Source organism: Rhodoferax sp. SPJ21 (assembly GCF_058216335.1).
The window spans coordinates 110352-126208 of record NZ_JBYZMO010000004.1 but is presented as its reverse complement, the minus strand read 5'-3'; the positions used below and the strand labels follow the sequence as shown (position 1 = coordinate 126208).

The following is a 15857-nucleotide window of genomic DNA, read 5'->3' as shown; positions in this document are numbered from 1 at the left end:
AAACCATGAAACAAATTACCGCCATTCTGAAACCGTTCAAGCTCGAAGAAGTCCGCGAAGCACTGGCTGAATGTGGCGTGACCGGCCTGACGGTGACCGAGGTCAAGGGCTTTGGTCGCCAAAAAGGCCATACCGAGCTCTACCGTGGCGCTGAATACGTGGTGGACTTTCTGCCCAAGGTGAAGGTCGAAGTCGTGGTTAAAACCGACGACGTGGACCGCTGTGTGGACGCCATCGTGCGCGCAGCCCGCACCGGCAAGATCGGTGACGGCAAGATTTTCGTCACCAGCGTGGAGCGCGTGGTGCGCATTCGTACCGGCGAACAGGACGAAGCTGCGGTCTAAAGCAGTTAGATCCAAGCCGTGAAGCGCTGGGCCAGCGCCATGCCCCAAATGGCAATGGTCATCAGCAGACTCAGCAGCACGGCCGCGCTGCCCATATCCTTGGCGCGTTTGGACAGCGAATGCCATTCCGGGCCGATGCGGTCGATGGCGGTTTCAATCCCCGTATTCAGCAGTTCCACCACCATCACCATGACGATGGAACCTGCCAGCAACGAGAACTCCACCCAGCTATTGGCCAGCCAGGCTGCCGTTGGAATCAGCACTATGGCGGCGATGGCTTCTTGGCGAAAAGCTGTTTCGTGCCAGCCCGCGCGCAAACCTGCGATTGAATAGCCCGCAGCGTGCCAGATGCGGCTTAGGCCGGTGCGGGATTTTTGGGGGTTGGCTTCGGAGTGCATGGGTGAAGAGGACATGGCCTGATTGTCGCCGAGCCGCAGCCGGGAACGGCTTTAGCGGCTTAAAGGCTGGGAGGCGACCAGGCGGGTGCCGGCCAGTGCGTCGTGCCAGAACTGGCGTTGCGGGTGGAAGCGACTCAGAACTGCCCAAACGGCAATCCAGCCGAAGAACACCAGCATTTTTTCCTGCACTGAAATCTCAAATGGCGCCAGCGCCACCAGAGGTGGCAAGAACCACAACCAGCTACACAGATAGCGCACAAATGCCCGGCGCTGTGTGATGGCTGCACCGTTTTTGTCTACGACCCGCATGTGCCAGGTTTTCATGGCCAGCGTTTGACCTTTAGACCAGAACCAGGTGAAGTAGATGCCGAATATGACAAACAAAAAGGCTTGCTGGGCGCCACGGTTGTCCATCGCGTTGCGGGTTTGGCTGAGTGTGCTGAACAAATAGCCTGCTATGAACACTACGCCGAACATCAGCATGCCTTCGTACAGCCAACAGGCCATGCGCCGGCGCAAGCTGGGCGCCGTGAGTGTGCCGCCACCCAGCACCGAGGCAGGCGGTGTCATTGGGCTGTTGTTTTGGCGGGGGGGGATCCAGCCGGATTACTCAGTTCTACGCGTTGCAGAGCCAGTGGGAGTAGGGTTTTGGGGTCGATCTGGTGTGCTTCCGTCGCGATGCTTTGGTTTTTGACCACGTCTTTGCGAGCAGGCGGAACTGCCACCAGTTTTTGCGGAGAAACAGGGCGCACCGCAGTGGCTGCACCTGGCAGTTTGGCGGGCGCTTGTTTGGCCAGCTGGTTTTTTTCCTCCGCAGACAGAGTTTGGTAGGCCTCCCACTTTGCCTTTTTCTCGGAGGGCGTCAGGCGTTTGGCTTCGGCGAAATTCAGGCGTGCACGGCTGCGTTCGGCCACGCTGAGCGAACCCCAGTCGAGCATACGTTCATGCAGATTGGCCCGCTCGGTGTCATTCATCTTTCCGTAATTTGCCGACAAGGCCAGCCATTTGCGCTTTTGGGGCTCGCTGATGTCGTTCCAGTGCAGTGCCAGGGGCTTGAGCGCTTCTTGCTGGGCGGGCGTAAGCTCCTTCCATAGCGGCCGAAGTTCGGATTTTGCCGTGACACCCAGAGGAATGGACGCCGGCCCATTGACCATATTGGCGACCTGCGCCTCTGCGGGTCCAGATAGAGCCCAACAGCCCGCGAGACACAAGCTCGCCACAGCCGCGCAAGCTTGCAGCGAGAGAAATTGACCGTTGCTCGAAAGGAACATCCGTATCTGGTCCGGGTTATTGGCTTGTGTCTCGGCTGGTTTTGAGGAACTCTACAAATCCAGGGTCAGTGTAGGCCGCAGTGGGTAGGTCGTCCGTCAGCAGGGCGGAGTCCACTTCGGCCAGTTCGTCGGTGCGGTTATCGTTTTGCACAACGTAAATGGTAAGCATGCCAACGACCAGCGCAAAAATTGGTACCGCAGAGGCAAGTCGGCTCCACCAGCCAGGGTTTTCGTTGCCCATACTCAGGGTTGCGCTGCCGCCTTGGCCCAATACTACGGTAGCCGTGCGGATGGACGGCGCTACCTTGCGCTTGGCCAGGGCCTGCATACGGGCGACACGAAGGCGCTCGGAAATATCGTGTGGCAGTTCGCTGCTGCCTTCAGACAGGCGTGCCGTGAGCTTGAGGGCAAAACGGTCTTCCGCAGAAAGCGTGCGGTGTGCGAGCGACTGTGTCATAAAAATATTCCTCGTGCCTTGAGTGCTTTGCTGAGCGATTGAACCGCGCGGGAGCAATGGGTTTTTACGCTGCCTTCTGAGCAGCCCATGGCGCTGGCGGTTTCCGCAACATCCATTTCCTCCCAGTAACGCATGAGGAACGCTTCTCGTTGACGCGCTGGGAGTTCTTGAACCTGCGCGTCGATTTCGCGCAAAACTTGTGCCCGGCGGGTGGAGTCTTCTGCACTTTCTGTTTGTTCGGAGCTGTCGGATAACTCGAAGGTCTCCAATAGATCGAACTCGCCATCGCCAGACTCGAAGTCGCTCATGTTTGAGAAAAGCGTGTTTCTGGTTTTTTGGCGGCGAAACCAGTCTAGGGTGCAGTTGGACAGAATCCGTTGAAACAGCATGGGCAGTTCTTCTGCCGGCTTGTCACCATAGTGTTCAGCCAATTTCATCATGCTGTCTTGCACTATGTCCAGCGCAGATTCCTCGTTGCGCACGTGGTACATCGAGCGCTTGAACGCCCGTTTTTCGACGCCTTTGAGGAAATCAGAGAGTTCGCGTTCGGTAGCCAAGAAGATCGGGTCTGGAGGACGTTTGGTAAAGGCAGTGGACTCTCGATGGGGAAATCTGCACCGAGAAAGGGCTTGTCGGACGATATTATGGCATTGGGGTCGTATTTTCTTGGGTTTTATGGATTTTGTGCGTTGCACAGTGACATAATCTAAGGCGCAAGTAAAACGCAAACGGATCATGGTTCGGTGGTGCAAGCAGCCCACCCATGGCTTTGGTCTTAAGTTTCAACACGTCTCCAAAAGAGTTCGTGAAGAAGCACCCAAGGTATTTCGTTAGAGAAATTCACAAAGGTTCATCATGGAAATGTCAAAAGCCGAAATCAATTCGGCGGCCGCAGCGTCTACCGCCGCACAAAACACCCCGCGTACTACCACCCAAGAGCTGATGGGTGCAGAGGTTCTGGTGAAATGCCTCCAGGCCGAGAACGTCAAGCACATCTGGGGTTACCCCGGCGGTGCCGTTCTGTACATTTACGACGCGTTCTACAAACAAGACACTATCCAACATGTGCTGGTGCGCCATGAGCAGGCTGCGGTGCACGCTGCCGACGGTTATGCGCGTGCGACCGGTGATGTGGGCGTGGCGCTGGTTACGTCCGGTCCGGGTCTGACGAATGCAGTTACAGGTATCGCCACGGCTTACATGGACAGTATTCCGATGGTGATCATCAGCGGCCAAGTGCCGACCCACGCGATTGGCTTGGACGCGTTCCAGGAGTGCGATACCGTCGGCATCACCCGCCCCATCGTCAAACACAACTTCCTGGTGAAGGACGTGCGCGATCTGGCGGAAACCATGAAGAAGGCCTTCCACATTGCCCGCACCGGTCGCCCCGGCCCTGTGGTCGTGGACATCCCGAAAGACGTCTCCTTCAAGAAGACGCCTTACCACGGCTACCCCGAAACTGTCGCCATGCGCTCGTATAACCCGGTGCGCAAAGGCCACGGTGGCCAGATCCGCAAGGCCTTGCAGCTGCTGTTGGCGGCTAAGCGCCCGTATATCTATACCGGCGGCGGCGTTTTGCTGAGCAATGCCTCGCAGGAATTGCGCACCTTGGTGGACATGCTGGGTTATCCCTGCACCAATACCTTGATGGGCTTGGGTGCGTACCCGGCTAGCGACAAGAAATTCCTCGGAATGCTGGGCATGCACGGCACCATCGAAGCCAATAACGCGATGCAGCACTGCGACGTGCTGCTGGCTGTCGGTGCCCGTTTTGACGACCGTGTGATCGGCAATACCAAGCATTTCGCCCAGGTTGAGCGCAAGATCATCCACATCGACATCGATCCCTCAAGCATTTCCAAGCGCGTCAAGGTCGATGTGCCCATCGTTGGCGACGTGAAGGAAGTGCTGACTGAGCTCATCGCTATGATCAAGGAAGCTGGCACCAAGCCAGATGCCGATGCTTTGGGTGGCTGGTGGGACACCATCGAAGGCTGGCGCAACCGCAAGTGCCTGAAGTACAGCATGGGCTCCAGCGATGTGATCAAGCCTCAGTACGTGGTCGAAACCCTGTGGAATATGACCAAGGATGCCGATACTTACATTACTTCCGATGTAGGTCAGCACCAGATGTGGGCCGCGCAGTACTACCGCTTTGACGAGCCTCGTCGCTGGATCAATTCCGGTGGCCTGGGCACCATGGGCGTGGGCATTCCCTATGCTATGGGCGTGAAGCTAGCTAAGCCCGACAGCGAAGTGTTCTGCATCACCGGCGAAGGCTCGGTGCAGATGTGTATCCAGGAGCTATCGACCTGCCTGCAGTACAACACGCCGATCAAGATTTGCTCTCTGAACAACCGTTACCTGGGCATGGTGCGACAGTGGCAAGAGGTGGAGTACGCCGGCCGTTACAGCAGCAGCTACATGGATGCCTTGCCCAACTTTGTCAAACTAGCTGAGGCCTATGGCCACGTCGGCATGCTCATCGAGCGCCCTGAAGACGTGGAGCCTGCACTGCGGGAAGCCCGCAAGCTGAAGGATCGCACGGTGTTCATGGACTTCCGTACCGACCCCACCGAGAACGTGTTCCCGATGGTGCAGGCCGGCAAGGGCATCACCGAGATGCTGCTGGGCAGTGAGGATCTGTAACCAGGTTTTCAAGCTAAATGCGGCTCTGGCGCTTGTACTGCCTGCGCTGGCAGCTATCAATTCGATAGTATTAACTTTCTGACGAATCTATTGTCTGCCGAGCCTGCACATTACCGTGTGCAGGGGAGGGTAGCAAAAAGAGGAATCTAGTCTTATGAAACACATCATTGCTGTCTTGCTGGAAAACGAACCCGGTGCTCTGTCGCGTGTGGTGGGCCTGTTTTCCGCTCGTGGTTACAACATCGAGTCGCTGACGGTCGCTCCGACCGAAGACGCCACCTTGTCGCGCATGACCATCCAGACCTCCGGCTCGGACGACGTGATCGAACAGATCACCAAACACCTGAATCGGCTGATCGAGGTGGTCAAGGTCGTCGATCTGACCGAAGGCGCTTATACCGAGCGTGAACTGATGATGGTCAAGGTGCGTGCCGTCGGCAAAGAGCGCGAAGAAATGAAGCGCATGGCCGACATCTTCCGTGGCCGCATCATCGACGTGACCGAGAAGAGTTACACCATCGAGCTCACAGGCGACCAGGGTAAGAACGATGCATTCTTAGAGGCGCTGGACAGTGGGGCAATTCTGGAAACCGTGCGCACTGGCGCCAGCGGCATCGGCCGTGGTGAGCGCATCCTGCGGGTTTAGTTTTGAGTCGTCCGTACGCGCGTTTCGACGGGCTCAACGCGAACGGACTATTTTTGGCGATTGCGGTAAACGTTCGCCCTGAGCCTGTCGATGGGCATTTCGCCAAACCTTTAATTTTTGAAAGCAGAACATGAAAGTTTTTTACGACAAAGACTGTGACCTCAGCCTGATCAAGGGCAAGACGGTCGCCATCATCGGTTACGGCAGCCAAGGCCATGCGCACGCGCAAAACCTGAACGACAGTGGCGTGAAGGTCGTGGTCGGTCTGCGCAAGGGCGGCGCTTCCTGGGACAAGGTTGGCAAAGCTGGCCTGAACGTGCTGGAAGTCAACGACGCGGTCAAGGCTGCTGACGTAGTCATGATCCTGTTGCCTGACGAAGACATCGCTGGCGTCTACAAGAACAACGTCGAACCCAATATCAAGCAAGGCGCTTCGCTGGCCTTCGCCCATGGCTTCAACGTGCACTACAACCAAGTCGTGCCACGCGCTGACCTGGACGTGTGGATGGTCGCCCCTAAGGCTCCTGGCCACACCGTGCGCAACACCTACACCCAGGGCGGCGGCGTGCCCCACCTGGTGGCCGTGCACCAGGACAAGACCGGGAAGGCCCGTGACTTGGCTCTGAGCTACGCCATGGCCAATGGTGGCGGCAAGGCCGGCATCATCGAAACCAACTTCAAGGAAGAAACCGAGACCGACCTGTTCGGCGAACAAGCCGTTCTGTGCGGCGGCGCTGTCGAACTGATCAAAATGGGTTATGAGACCCTGGTTGAAGCCGGTTACGCTCCTGAAATGGCCTACTTTGAGTGCCTGCACGAACTGAAGCTGATCGTGGACCTGATCTACGAAGGCGGCATTTCCAACATGAACTACTCGATCTCGAACAACGCCGAGTACGGCGAGTATGTGACCGGCCCCGAAGTGATCAACGCTGAATCGCGCGAAGCAATGCGCAACGCACTGAAGCGTATCCAGACCGGCGAATACGCCAAGATGTTCATCCTGGAAGGCCGTACTGGTTACCCCAGCATGACCGCCCGTCGCCGTCTGACCGCAGAGCACTCGATTGAAAAGGTCGGGACCCAGCTGCGCGCGATGATGCCATGGATCGCCAAGAACAAGCTGGTCGACCAAACCCGCAACTAATACTCCTGCGTGCGGCTGCTATAGCGGCACGCGGTGAGAATTGCAAAGAGCCCGTCAATCTTCAGGTTGACGGGCTCTTTTTGTATGGGCGTGCTTACAGTGCGGAGATGTGCACCAGAACCAGTGAGAGATTGTCACCCGTGCCTCGGGCTCGCTTGCGCGCTTGTTCCACCAGTATTTCGCTCGCCTCACGCGGTGGCAGGCTGGACAAGATGCTGCCCAATTCATTGTCGGTGAAGTAGTGCCACAGGCCGTCGCTGCAAGCCAGTAGCGTATCGCCAGGCTGCAGCTGTAGCTGCAGGTGTTCGTCCACGGGCGGGTCGGCCTCAGTGCCCAGGCAGCCTAGCAAGATGTTAGCGTTGGGATGTGTGTTCGCTTCTTCGGGGGTGATTTCGCCGCGCTCCACCAGGTTTTGTACAAAGGAATGGTCCAGCGTACGCTTGACGAGTCGTTCTTTATGAAAGTGGTAGATCCGAGAGTCGCCAGCATGTGCCCAGTGGCACTGGCCCTGCGGGGTAATCAAAAACAGGGCGGCCGTGCTGTGTGGCTCTTCCTCGGCAGAAATGGCTGTCAACTTGATGACCAGATGGGCCTCAGCAATGATGTTTTTCAGCAGGTCGCGCGGGTCATCGTTGTAGGGATCAAAGCGTTCGAAGAGCTGGCGTGCGGTCATCATGACCTGGTCGGATGCCTTGCGGCCACCGCTGCGTCCTCCCATGCCATCGGCCACTGCAGCCAACACGCAGCCGTGTACACGGGCATGGCTGAGCACGAGGAGCTGGTCTTGTTGGTATTCGCGATCGCCTTTGTGAAGGCCCGTCGAAGCGGTAATCCGAAAACCTGGGGACATATATGAAATGCTTAGTTCTATGGTTGGCGCAGGAAGCGGCTACGCACATAATGTGCAGACAAACTTTACTCGCCCGTATTATCCAGCCAAGCTGGAATGCGTCTGGCTCTTCTTGTCCTAGATTGCCGTCTTGAATCTTAATCTCCACTCCCCTGAACGCCAACTGATCGAATTGCGCATGGAGCACGCCGATTTGGATGCCAGCATTGACCACATGGTCGAGCATAAACCCCTGGATGAACTGATGCTGCAAAGGCTGAAAAAGCGCCGCCTGGCTCTGCGCGACAAAATTGCGCGCTTGGAAATGTCGCTTGATCCCAAAGAGCCTGCTTGATGGGCCTGGGCCAGCAGGTTCAAGAGGTCTTTGCGTCTGACGGGGTTCTGGCGCGCACCACGAGTAATTACAAGCTCCGTCCTGGCCAGCTGGATATGGCTTTGAGTGTGGCCAAGACCATTGCGGAGGGCGGTGTGTTGGTGGTCGAGGCAGGGACCGGTGTAGGAAAAACTTTTGCGTATCTGGTGCCGGCGCTGCTGAGTGGTGAGCGTGTCCTGCTGTCTACCGCGACCAAGAATTTGCAGGATCAATTGTTTGCCCGCGACTTGCCGTTTTTGGTGCGTGTTTTGGGTCTGCCTGTGCGGATCGCTTTGCTAAAAGGCCGTGCCAGCTATTTGTGCCTCCAGCGTCTGGAGCACGCTCGTTTTGATTTTCATCCGGTGGACCGCTCTGAACTGCAGACCTTGGCCGATATCGAGCGCTGGTCTTTGGTGACTCGCAGCGGAGATATGGCGGAAGTTGACGGTTTGGATGAGCGTTCAGTCTTGCTTCCGCGGGTGACATCAACCCGTGAGAATTGTCTAGGTTCCCAGTGTCCCAGGATTCGCGATTGCCATGTGAATCTGGCCCGTCGAGAGGCGTTGGCGGCCGATGTGGTGGTGCTGAACCACCATGTTTTCTTTGCCGATTTTGCGGTGCGAGAGAGTGGAGTGGCTGAATTACTGCCTACCGCGCGGGTAACTATTTTCGATGAGGCGCACCAACTGAACGAAACCGGAGTTCAGTTTTTGGGTACCCATTGCACAACCGGGCAGTTGCTGGACTTTGCTAGAGACCTGCTGGCTGCGGGTTTGCAGCAAGCGCGTGGTTTGGTTGATTGGCAGAAAACGGCTTTTGTCTTGGAGCGAGCCGCGCGCGAGCTGCGGCTGGTGGTTGGTAAGGCCGGTTCCAATACGCGCTTGCGGTGGACAGGCTTGGTGCCAGAGGGTCTGCAGGAGACAGTTTGGTGCGAGGCCATGGTGGACGTGGTGGATGCTTTGCAGCAATCGGCGATGGCTTTGGATATGGTCAGCGAGCTCGCTCCAGACTTTGTGCGGCTGCATGAGCGGGCTATGACTTTGCACTCCGTGGCTCTGCAGTTTTCACGGGCCAGTTCTTCCCAGGTTGTGCGCTGGCTTGAAGTGGGTATGCATCTGCGCCTGACAGAGTCGCCCTTGGATATCGCGTCGGTCGTCAAAGCACGGCTATTTGGGGTGGACGCAGTGGAAGCCGGGAAGTCGTGGATATTCACGTCAGCGACATTGGGAGACGACGCGCAATTGAGTTGGTTTACTGAGCGTTGCGGACTCCATGGTGCAGCCTGTGTTCGCGTGGTAAGCCCCTTTGACTATGCCGGCCAGGCCGGTTTTTACGTTCCGCGTCATCTGCCCAAGCCTAGCGAGCCATCGCACAGCACCCAGGTATCGCTCTTTGCTGAAGCGGCAGTGCGCAGTCTGGGTGGACGCACCATGGTTTTGACGACGTCTCTTCGTGCGTTGCAGGTAATTGGTGATACCTTGCGGGCTGCATTCGCTGGGGATTTGGCGCTGGATGTGTTAGTGCAAGGACATCAGCCCAAGCGACGCTTGATGGAGCGCTTCCGCCAGGGGGCATCCAATGGGCAGCCTGGCTGTGTGTTGGTGGCTTCCGCCTCGTTTTGGGAGGGGGTTGATATTCCCGGTGATGTGCTGCAGCTCGTCATCATTGATAAGTTGCCGTTCCCGCCGCCCAACGATCCTGTGACAGAGGCGCGAGCCCAGAGAATTGAATCAGAGGGAGGGAATCCCTTCATGGAGTATTTCGTGCCAGAGGCCGCCATTGCATTAAAGCAGGGCGCTGGGCGCTTGATTCGGCACGAAACAGACCGAGGCTTGCTGGTGGTGTGCGACGTGCGTCTGGTCAGTATGGGCTACGGCAAGCGTTTGCGTGCTGCTCTGCCCCCTATGCGGGTCTTGAAAACGGAGGTCGAATTTCAGACAGCCTTACAGGCGCTTACCAAATCTTCCACCACGGAGAATCCTTGGCCTTGAAGCCTTGGCTCACGTACTCACTCTTGGGGTAGTTTTGCGCCAGTATGCGTTGTGTGTCGTCTCGCAGCTGCGTCATTCCCAGGGCTTCGTATGACTTGACCATGATGTACAGGGCCTCTTCACGTGCAGGGGCATTCTGGTAGTCCATCAAAGCTGACTGGGCGCGGTTGATTGCTGCTACATGGGCTCCGCGGCTGTAATAATAACGTGCAACATGCACCTCGTACTGGGCCAGGGAGTTGACGATATAGACCATGCGCTGCAGCGCATCGGGCGTAAAGCGAGACTCGGGAAAGCGGCTACTCAGTTCCTTGAATGACTCAAAGGATTCCTTGGCTGCTTTTTGGTCGCGCTCGGACAGATCTTGTCGGGTTACAAAAGAGAATAACCCCAGGTCTTCGTTGAAGTTGACGATACCTTTGAGGTAAAGGGCATAGTCCAGGGCGGGGCTGGCAGGGTGCAGCTTGAGGAAACGGTCCAGGGTGGCCAGGGCTTGCGCCTTGTCTCCTGATTTGTAGTAAGCATATGCCTTCTCGAGCTCTGCCTGCTGTGCCAATGGCGTTCCTGCGGCTCGGCCTTCCAGCTTTTCAAACAAGCCAATGGCCTTGTCATACGCGCCCGAGTTGAGCTCGTCCTTGGCTTCGGAGTAAATCTTGTTGGGACTCCATCCGACCGTTTTGTCTTCGGTCACAGTTGAGCAGGCAGATAGGCCGCAAGTCAGAACGACGGCCAGCAGGCCAGGGAACACCGATAATCTAGAGCGCAACATCACTGGCCACTTTCTTGAAACTAAGCGATTTGATTATATCGACCGACCTCGCCACCGAAGGTTTGGCAGAAAACCTTACGGATCCTCTGGATGTGGAGGTTGAGTCCGAGCGGCGTGCATTGCATATTGCCGAAACGCTACATGGGCAAAGGCTGGATCGTGCCCTTGTCGAGTTGGTGCCTGAGTTCTCGCGCAGCTATTTGCAACAACTGATTGAAGCCGGGGCCGTGACTTTGAATGGCCGGCCTGCACTGAAGCCTGCGGCCAAAGTGAAGGCGGGTGATGCGGGTCTTATCGAGTTGCGTCCCACGCAGCAAAGTCAGGCTTTCAAGCCAGAGCCCATGGAGCTGGAGGTTGTTTTTGAAGACGCTTTCCTCCGTGTAATCAACAAGCCGGCTGGCTTGGTGGTCCACCCCGCACCGGGAAATTGGAGCGGAACTTTACTCAACGGACTGCTGGCGCGCGATGTACAAGCCCAGATGTTGCCCCGGGCAGGCATTGTTCATCGGCTGGACAAAGACACCAGCGGATTGATGGTCGTGGCCAGAAGCCGGGCCGCTATGGACGCATTGGTGGCCATGATCGCGGCGCGAGACGTAAGCCGGCAGTATCTGGCTTTGGCGCACAAGGCGTGGACTGGTCCAGTAAACCGCAGCTTGGATGCATCGATCGGGCGTGATCCGCGCAATCGGCTGCGCATGGCAGTTGTTGATTTGGCCTTGCATGCGGGTAAAACTGCGAGGACGGATGTGGCTTTGCTGGAGAATTGCGACCAGGGTTGCCTGGTTCGCTGCACCTTGCACACGGGGCGCACCCACCAGATTCGGGTGCATATGGCCGCTGATGGGCACCCGCTGGTGGCGGATGCTGTGTATGGCGGTGCTGCTGCTGCCGGAATGGCCCGCCAGGCATTGCATGCGACTCAACTGGCATTTGTTCATCCGATGACGGCGGAGGCGTTGCGCTTCCATGCACCATTGCCGCAGGACATGCGTCGAGCCTTGGCCGATTGGGGTCTCGGTTACAATGGATAAAAGCGTTTGATGCTCGGGCTTTTGTCCTGACGCTATCAGTTTTTTTGACGACACCCCAGCGGGTCGCGTGTACTGTGAGTTCCGCGCTGTCGATTTTGCGTCCTTGAATGGCGTTTTCCCCGGAATAGCTACACACATGAATACGGCAGAGGCCAAGCGCGTCCTCGAGGCTGCACTGATTTGTTCGCAGCAGCCTTTGCCTGTCCGCGATATGCGTGTCCTGTTTGACGATGTACTGAGTGCAGACACGTTGAAGTCTCTATTGTTGGATTTACAAGGTGAGTGGTCGCAACGTAGCGTGGAGCTGGTTCAGGTGGCGAGCGGCTGGCGTTTTCAAAGTCGGCCTGAGATGCGCGAGTACTTGGATCGTTTGCATCCTGAGAAGCCGCCCCGTTATTCGCGTGCGACGCTGGAGACGTTGGCCATCATTGCCTATCGCCAGCCTGCTACCCGGGGGGACATGGAGGAGATCCGTGGCGTCACCATCAGTGCAATGATCATCAAGCAGCTGGAAGATCGCGGCTGGATTGAGGTCATTGGCCACCGAGAAACGGTGGGTCGTCCTGCGCTGTTTGCGACCACGCGTCAGTTTCTTGACGATCTGGGTCTCACCTCCTTGGACCAGCTGCCGTTGGCGGATGACCCCGTGCAAAGTGCTGAGCTGCTGGCCTCTTTGACGCAAGCCGAAGATTTTGCGCAAGCGGCACTGCCGATCGATAACCCTGCTGCGGATGGGTCACCAGCTTTGCTGGAGTCCTCCGAGCCTCTTCTTGACCCACTCACCGTTAGCGGTGATTCTCCGATAACAAGTTCGCCTCATGCATAACATTCCTATTGACCCCGCGCCGTTTACGCCTCCTGCTACAGAGGGTTTGACCGTGGGCGCCGAAGCTGGCTCCCGACCTGTGCCGGCGCCATCAGACGACGCGGAAAACCGCTTTCTGGATGTGGTGTCGGGCCAGTTTGATGCTGATGAAGAAAGTGCCGACGTTGCGCCGCTGAAGCGCGTGCTGGCGCCTCTTGCGGAGAGTCCAAAGCTGCACAAGGTGCTGGCCCAGGCTGGTATGGGCTCGCGCCTGGAGATGGAGCAGCTAATTCTGGAGGGGCGCATTTCGGTCAATAACGAGCCTGCCCACATTGGTCAGCGCGTCCAATTTGGGGATTCGGTCAAGGTCAATGGCAAGCCTGTACGCTTCCGGATCGAGCCGCCTCCTGCTCGGGTGATCGCGTACCACAAGCCTGTGGGTGAGGTGGTGACCAATGACGACCCGCAAAATCGTCCGACCGTGTTCCGTAAATTACCCAAATTATTCCAGGGCAAGTGGCAGTCGGTCGGGCGGCTGGATCTGAACACCGAAGGTCTGTTGCTGTTTACCAGCTCGGGTGAATTGGCAAACCAGTTGATGCATCCGCGTTTTGGGTTGGAGCGCGAATATGCGGTCCGTGTGCTGGGCGCGTTGAGCAAGGAAGAAAAGCAGCGTCTGCTTGATGGTGTCAAGCTGGATGATGGCATGGCTTCGTTCGGTAGCATAGAAGATGGCGGCGGTGAAGGCTCCAATTGCTGGTACCGCGTAACCATTTCCGAAGGTCGCAACCGTGAGGTTCGCCGCATGCTTGAAGCCGTGGGGCATGCGGTGAGTCGGCTGATTCGCATACGCTACGGTGCCATGTTGTTGCCTCGCGGTCTCAAGCGCGGCGGCTGGATGGAGCTCGACGATCGGGATATCCAGGCCTTGGTGCAGGCGGCCAACAAGGCTCCACCGAGCGAGTTTGATGACGTGCCGCGCCAGACCCGCGCTCCGAGCCGTCGTCCACCTAACCCTGTTGATGCCCGACCCGCCCCGAGCCGCACGCGCGGCGGCCGCAATACCGGCGGCCGCGGTCCCCGTCCATCTGGTGTCAACCTACCTGCGGGTCCGAATCCATTGGTGACTAATCAGATTGGCGGCAAAGGCCGTGGTCAAGGTCGTAAGGATGTCGCGGACCGGGCTGCCGGTGGCGGCCAGCCAGATCCGATGAAAACCGCGTTTGGCTACATTGGTGCTGATAGTTTTACCCGGCAGCGCAAGGAGTCCAATCAGGGCGGGCCACGACGTAGCGGAGGCTCTGGCGGAGGCGGTGGTGGTAACGGCGGGCCGCGTCGCAGTGGTGGCCGTAGCCGCTAATCTTTAAATTGACCAAGGCAATGGCGTACACCGCCACGGCCTATTCATGAAGTGGGCACGCCGGCGGGTTAAACTCGCAGGCTTTGCTTTGTTAGCAAAATTTTAAAAACCTAAGTTCAGGAAAATTATGGCAATCGAACGTACCCTCTCCATCATCAAGCCCGACGCAGTCGCCAAGAACGTGATCGGCCAAATTTACGCACGCTTCGAAGCTGCTGGCCTCAAGGTCGTGGCAGCTCGCATGGCGCACCTGTCGCGCGGCGAAGCCGAAGCGTTCTACGCTGTGCACAAAGCCCGTCCTTTTTTCAAGGATCTGGTGGACTTCATGATTTCCGGCCCTGTGATGATCCAGGCCCTGGAAGGCGAAAACGCCATTCTGAAGAACCGTGACCTGATGGGTGCAACGGACCCCAAGAAGGCTGACGCCGGCACCATCCGCGCTGACTTCGCCGACAGCATCGACGCCAATGCGGTGCATGGTTCCGACGCTGCTGAAACCGCCAAGGAAGAAATCGCTTTCTTCTTCGCTGGCCTGAACGTCTACTCCCGCTAACTATGTGCACCCTCATGCTTCGCTGCCTCTGCAAGAGGGCATCGCTGGTGGGGGTGAGCCCTGAGCGGCGCCTCAAATGACGACCAATCTGCTCGAGTTTGATCTCGACGGCTTGGCCGCATTTTGTGAGCGGCTAGGGGAAAAGCGTTTTCGCGCGACGCAGTTGTTTCGATGGATCCACCAGCGTGGAGCCACAGAGTTTGACCAGATGAGTGATCTGGCCAAATCCTTGCGTGGCAAATTGGCAGGTAGCGCGCATGTGCAGGGCTTGCCGGTGATTAGCCAGCATGCTTCCAACGATGGCACTATCAAATGGTTGTTTGATGTGGGTGAGGGGAATGCCGTTGAGGCGGTTTTTATCCCCGAGAGCGACCGTGGCACGCTGTGCATTTCATCGCAGGCCGGTTGCGCTGTAGGTTGTCGGTTTTGCTCCACCGGGCACCAGGGCTTCAGCCGCAATCTAACCACCGGTGAAATCGTGGCCCAGCTATGGTTTGCTGAACATTTCCTGCGTAAACACCTCAAAACCGAAGACCGCGTCATCTCCAACGTAGTCATGATGGGGATGGGTGAGCCGTTACAGAATTACAACGCCTTGGTGCCGGCCCTGCGGGTGATGCTGGACGACCATGGCTACGGTTTGTCGCGCCGCCGGGTGACGGTTTCTACTTCTGGCGTAGTGCCGATGATCGACCGCCTGGCGCAGGATTGCCCTGTGGCGTTGGCGGTATCACTGCACGCGCCAAACAATCTTTTGCGCGATAACCTGGTCCCTTTGAACCGTAAATACCCCCTGGCCGAGCTAATGGAGTCTTGCAATCGCTACTTAGAGCATGCGCCTCGGGACTTCATCACCTTTGAATACTGCATGCTGGATGGCGTCAATGACCAGCCTGAGCATGCCCAGGAGTTGATTGCATTGGTGCAGCAATACCGACGCCCCGGCGTGTGGTGCAAGTTCAATCTGATTCCATTCAACCCTTTTCCGGCGTCTGGATTGTTGCGTTCACCGATGGCCCGTGTAACGGCATTTGGGAAGCTGTTGAGTGACGCAGGTATCGTGACGACCGTGCGCAAGACTCGAGGTGAAGACATCGATGCGGCCTGTGGTCAATTGGCTGGTGATGTCAAGGACCGCACCCAGGTGGTGAAGCGCATGGCCCAGCAACGTATGGTGATGATGGCGCAGGTGCCGTCAGTAGTTGAGCCGCCCAAAGGGGTCTGAGGA

General features: G+C 57.4%; 18 protein-coding genes. 11 read left to right on the top strand and 7 right to left on the bottom strand.

Annotated elements, in window-relative coordinates:
- The first annotated feature begins 5 nt into the window (after positions 1-5).
- Positions 6-344 (top strand): P-II family nitrogen regulator, encoded by a 339-nt coding sequence (locus tag AC4BBN_RS19915; RefSeq protein WP_490593758.1) that lies wholly within the window; start codon positions 6-8, stop codon positions 342-344.
- A gap of 5 nt (positions 345-349) precedes the next feature.
- Here the strand turns inward: AC4BBN_RS19915 and AC4BBN_RS19910 are convergent, their stop codons facing one another.
- The 5 genes from AC4BBN_RS19910 to AC4BBN_RS19890 form a co-directional block, all read right to left on the bottom strand.
- Positions 350-757 (bottom strand): diacylglycerol kinase, encoded by a 408-nt coding sequence (locus tag AC4BBN_RS19910; RefSeq protein ID WP_490593757.1) that lies wholly within the window; start codon positions 755-757, stop codon positions 350-352.
- A 36-nt stretch (positions 758-793) separates the two neighbouring features.
- Entirely contained in the window at positions 794-1312 is a 519-nt protein-coding gene (locus AC4BBN_RS19905; protein ID WP_490593756.1) for an RDD family protein, read from the bottom strand.
- A complete protein-coding gene (locus AC4BBN_RS19900; protein ID WP_490593755.1) occupies positions 1309-1896 on the bottom strand; it encodes a DUF3106 domain-containing protein in 588 nt (195 codons plus the stop codon). The genes AC4BBN_RS19905 and AC4BBN_RS19900 overlap by 4 nt, the downstream gene beginning before the upstream one ends.
- A gap of 133 nt (positions 1897-2029) precedes the next feature.
- On the bottom strand, positions 2030-2470 hold the full coding sequence (locus AC4BBN_RS19895) for a DUF3619 family protein (RefSeq protein WP_490593754.1): 441 nt from the start codon (positions 2468-2470) through the stop codon (positions 2030-2032).
- Positions 2467-3027 (bottom strand): RNA polymerase sigma factor, encoded by a 561-nt coding sequence (locus AC4BBN_RS19890; RefSeq protein WP_490593753.1) that lies wholly within the window; start codon positions 3025-3027, stop codon positions 2467-2469. Before AC4BBN_RS19890 ends, AC4BBN_RS19895 begins: the two co-directional genes overlap by 4 nt.
- A 298-nt stretch (positions 3028-3325) precedes the next feature.
- On the opposite strand from AC4BBN_RS19890, the gene AC4BBN_RS19885 reads away from it, so the two are divergent.
- The 3 genes from AC4BBN_RS19885 (at position 3326) to ilvC (ending at position 6915) form a co-directional block, all read left to right on the top strand.
- Positions 3326-5122, top strand: a complete 1797-nt coding sequence (locus AC4BBN_RS19885) for an acetolactate synthase 3 catalytic subunit (RefSeq protein WP_490593752.1) — start codon at positions 3326-3328, stop codon at positions 5120-5122.
- Between the two features lie 154 nt (positions 5123-5276).
- Positions 5277-5768, top strand: a complete 492-nt coding sequence (gene ilvN / locus AC4BBN_RS19880; RefSeq protein WP_295960339.1) for an acetolactate synthase small subunit — start codon at positions 5277-5279, stop codon at positions 5766-5768.
- A gap of 130 nt (positions 5769-5898) precedes the next feature.
- A complete protein-coding gene (ilvC, locus tag AC4BBN_RS19875) occupies positions 5899-6915 on the top strand; it encodes a ketol-acid reductoisomerase (RefSeq protein ID WP_490593751.1) in 1017 nt (338 codons plus the stop codon).
- A gap of 94 nt (positions 6916-7009) precedes the next feature.
- Here the strand turns inward: ilvC and AC4BBN_RS19870 are convergent, their stop codons facing one another.
- Positions 7010-7765 (bottom strand): PP2C family protein-serine/threonine phosphatase, encoded by a 756-nt coding sequence (locus AC4BBN_RS19870; RefSeq protein ID WP_490593750.1) that lies wholly within the window; start codon positions 7763-7765, stop codon positions 7010-7012.
- A gap of 130 nt (positions 7766-7895) precedes the next feature.
- Between AC4BBN_RS19870 and AC4BBN_RS19865 the strand changes: the two genes are divergently transcribed.
- On the top strand, positions 7896-8099 hold the full coding sequence (locus AC4BBN_RS19865; RefSeq protein WP_490593749.1) for a YdcH family protein: 204 nt from the start codon (positions 7896-7898) through the stop codon (positions 8097-8099).
- Positions 8099-10108 carry a DNA repair helicase YoaA gene (yoaA, locus tag AC4BBN_RS19860; RefSeq protein ID WP_490593970.1) on the top strand — a complete coding sequence of 670 codons (2010 nt, stop codon included), beginning with the start codon at positions 8099-8101 and terminating at the stop codon, positions 10106-10108. Before AC4BBN_RS19865 ends, yoaA begins: the two co-directional genes overlap by 1 nt.
- On the opposite strand, the gene AC4BBN_RS19855 is transcribed toward yoaA, so the two are convergent.
- Positions 10071-10877 carry an outer membrane protein assembly factor BamD gene (locus tag AC4BBN_RS19855; protein WP_490593748.1) on the bottom strand — a complete coding sequence of 269 codons (807 nt, stop codon included), beginning with the start codon at positions 10875-10877 and terminating at the stop codon, positions 10071-10073. The two genes, yoaA and AC4BBN_RS19855, sit on opposite strands and share 38 nt — an antisense overlap.
- Positions 10878-10963: 86 nt before the next feature.
- Between AC4BBN_RS19855 and AC4BBN_RS19850 the strand changes: the two genes are divergently transcribed.
- From AC4BBN_RS19850 to rlmN, 5 genes are all read left to right on the top strand, one after another.
- Positions 10964-11911, top strand: a complete 948-nt coding sequence (locus tag AC4BBN_RS19850; RefSeq protein ID WP_490593969.1) for an RluA family pseudouridine synthase — start codon at positions 10964-10966, stop codon at positions 11909-11911.
- A gap of 136 nt (positions 11912-12047) precedes the next feature.
- A complete protein-coding gene (gene scpB, locus AC4BBN_RS19845) occupies positions 12048-12737 on the top strand; it encodes an SMC-Scp complex subunit ScpB (protein WP_490593747.1) in 690 nt (229 codons plus the stop codon).
- The gene (locus AC4BBN_RS19840) at positions 12730-14076 is read left to right on the top strand and encodes a pseudouridine synthase (protein WP_490593746.1); all 1347 of its coding nucleotides are present in this window, start codon (positions 12730-12732) and stop codon (positions 14074-14076) included. The genes scpB and AC4BBN_RS19840 overlap by 8 nt, the downstream gene beginning before the upstream one ends.
- Positions 14077-14203: 127 nt before the next feature.
- Positions 14204-14629 (top strand): nucleoside-diphosphate kinase, encoded by a 426-nt coding sequence (ndk, locus tag AC4BBN_RS19835; RefSeq protein WP_490593745.1) that lies wholly within the window; start codon positions 14204-14206, stop codon positions 14627-14629.
- A 76-nt stretch (positions 14630-14705) separates the two neighbouring features.
- On the top strand, positions 14706-15854 hold the full coding sequence (rlmN, locus tag AC4BBN_RS19830) for a dual-specificity RNA methyltransferase RlmN (protein WP_490593744.1): 1149 nt from the start codon (positions 14706-14708) through the stop codon (positions 15852-15854).
- Positions 15855-15857: the final 3 nt, after the last annotated feature.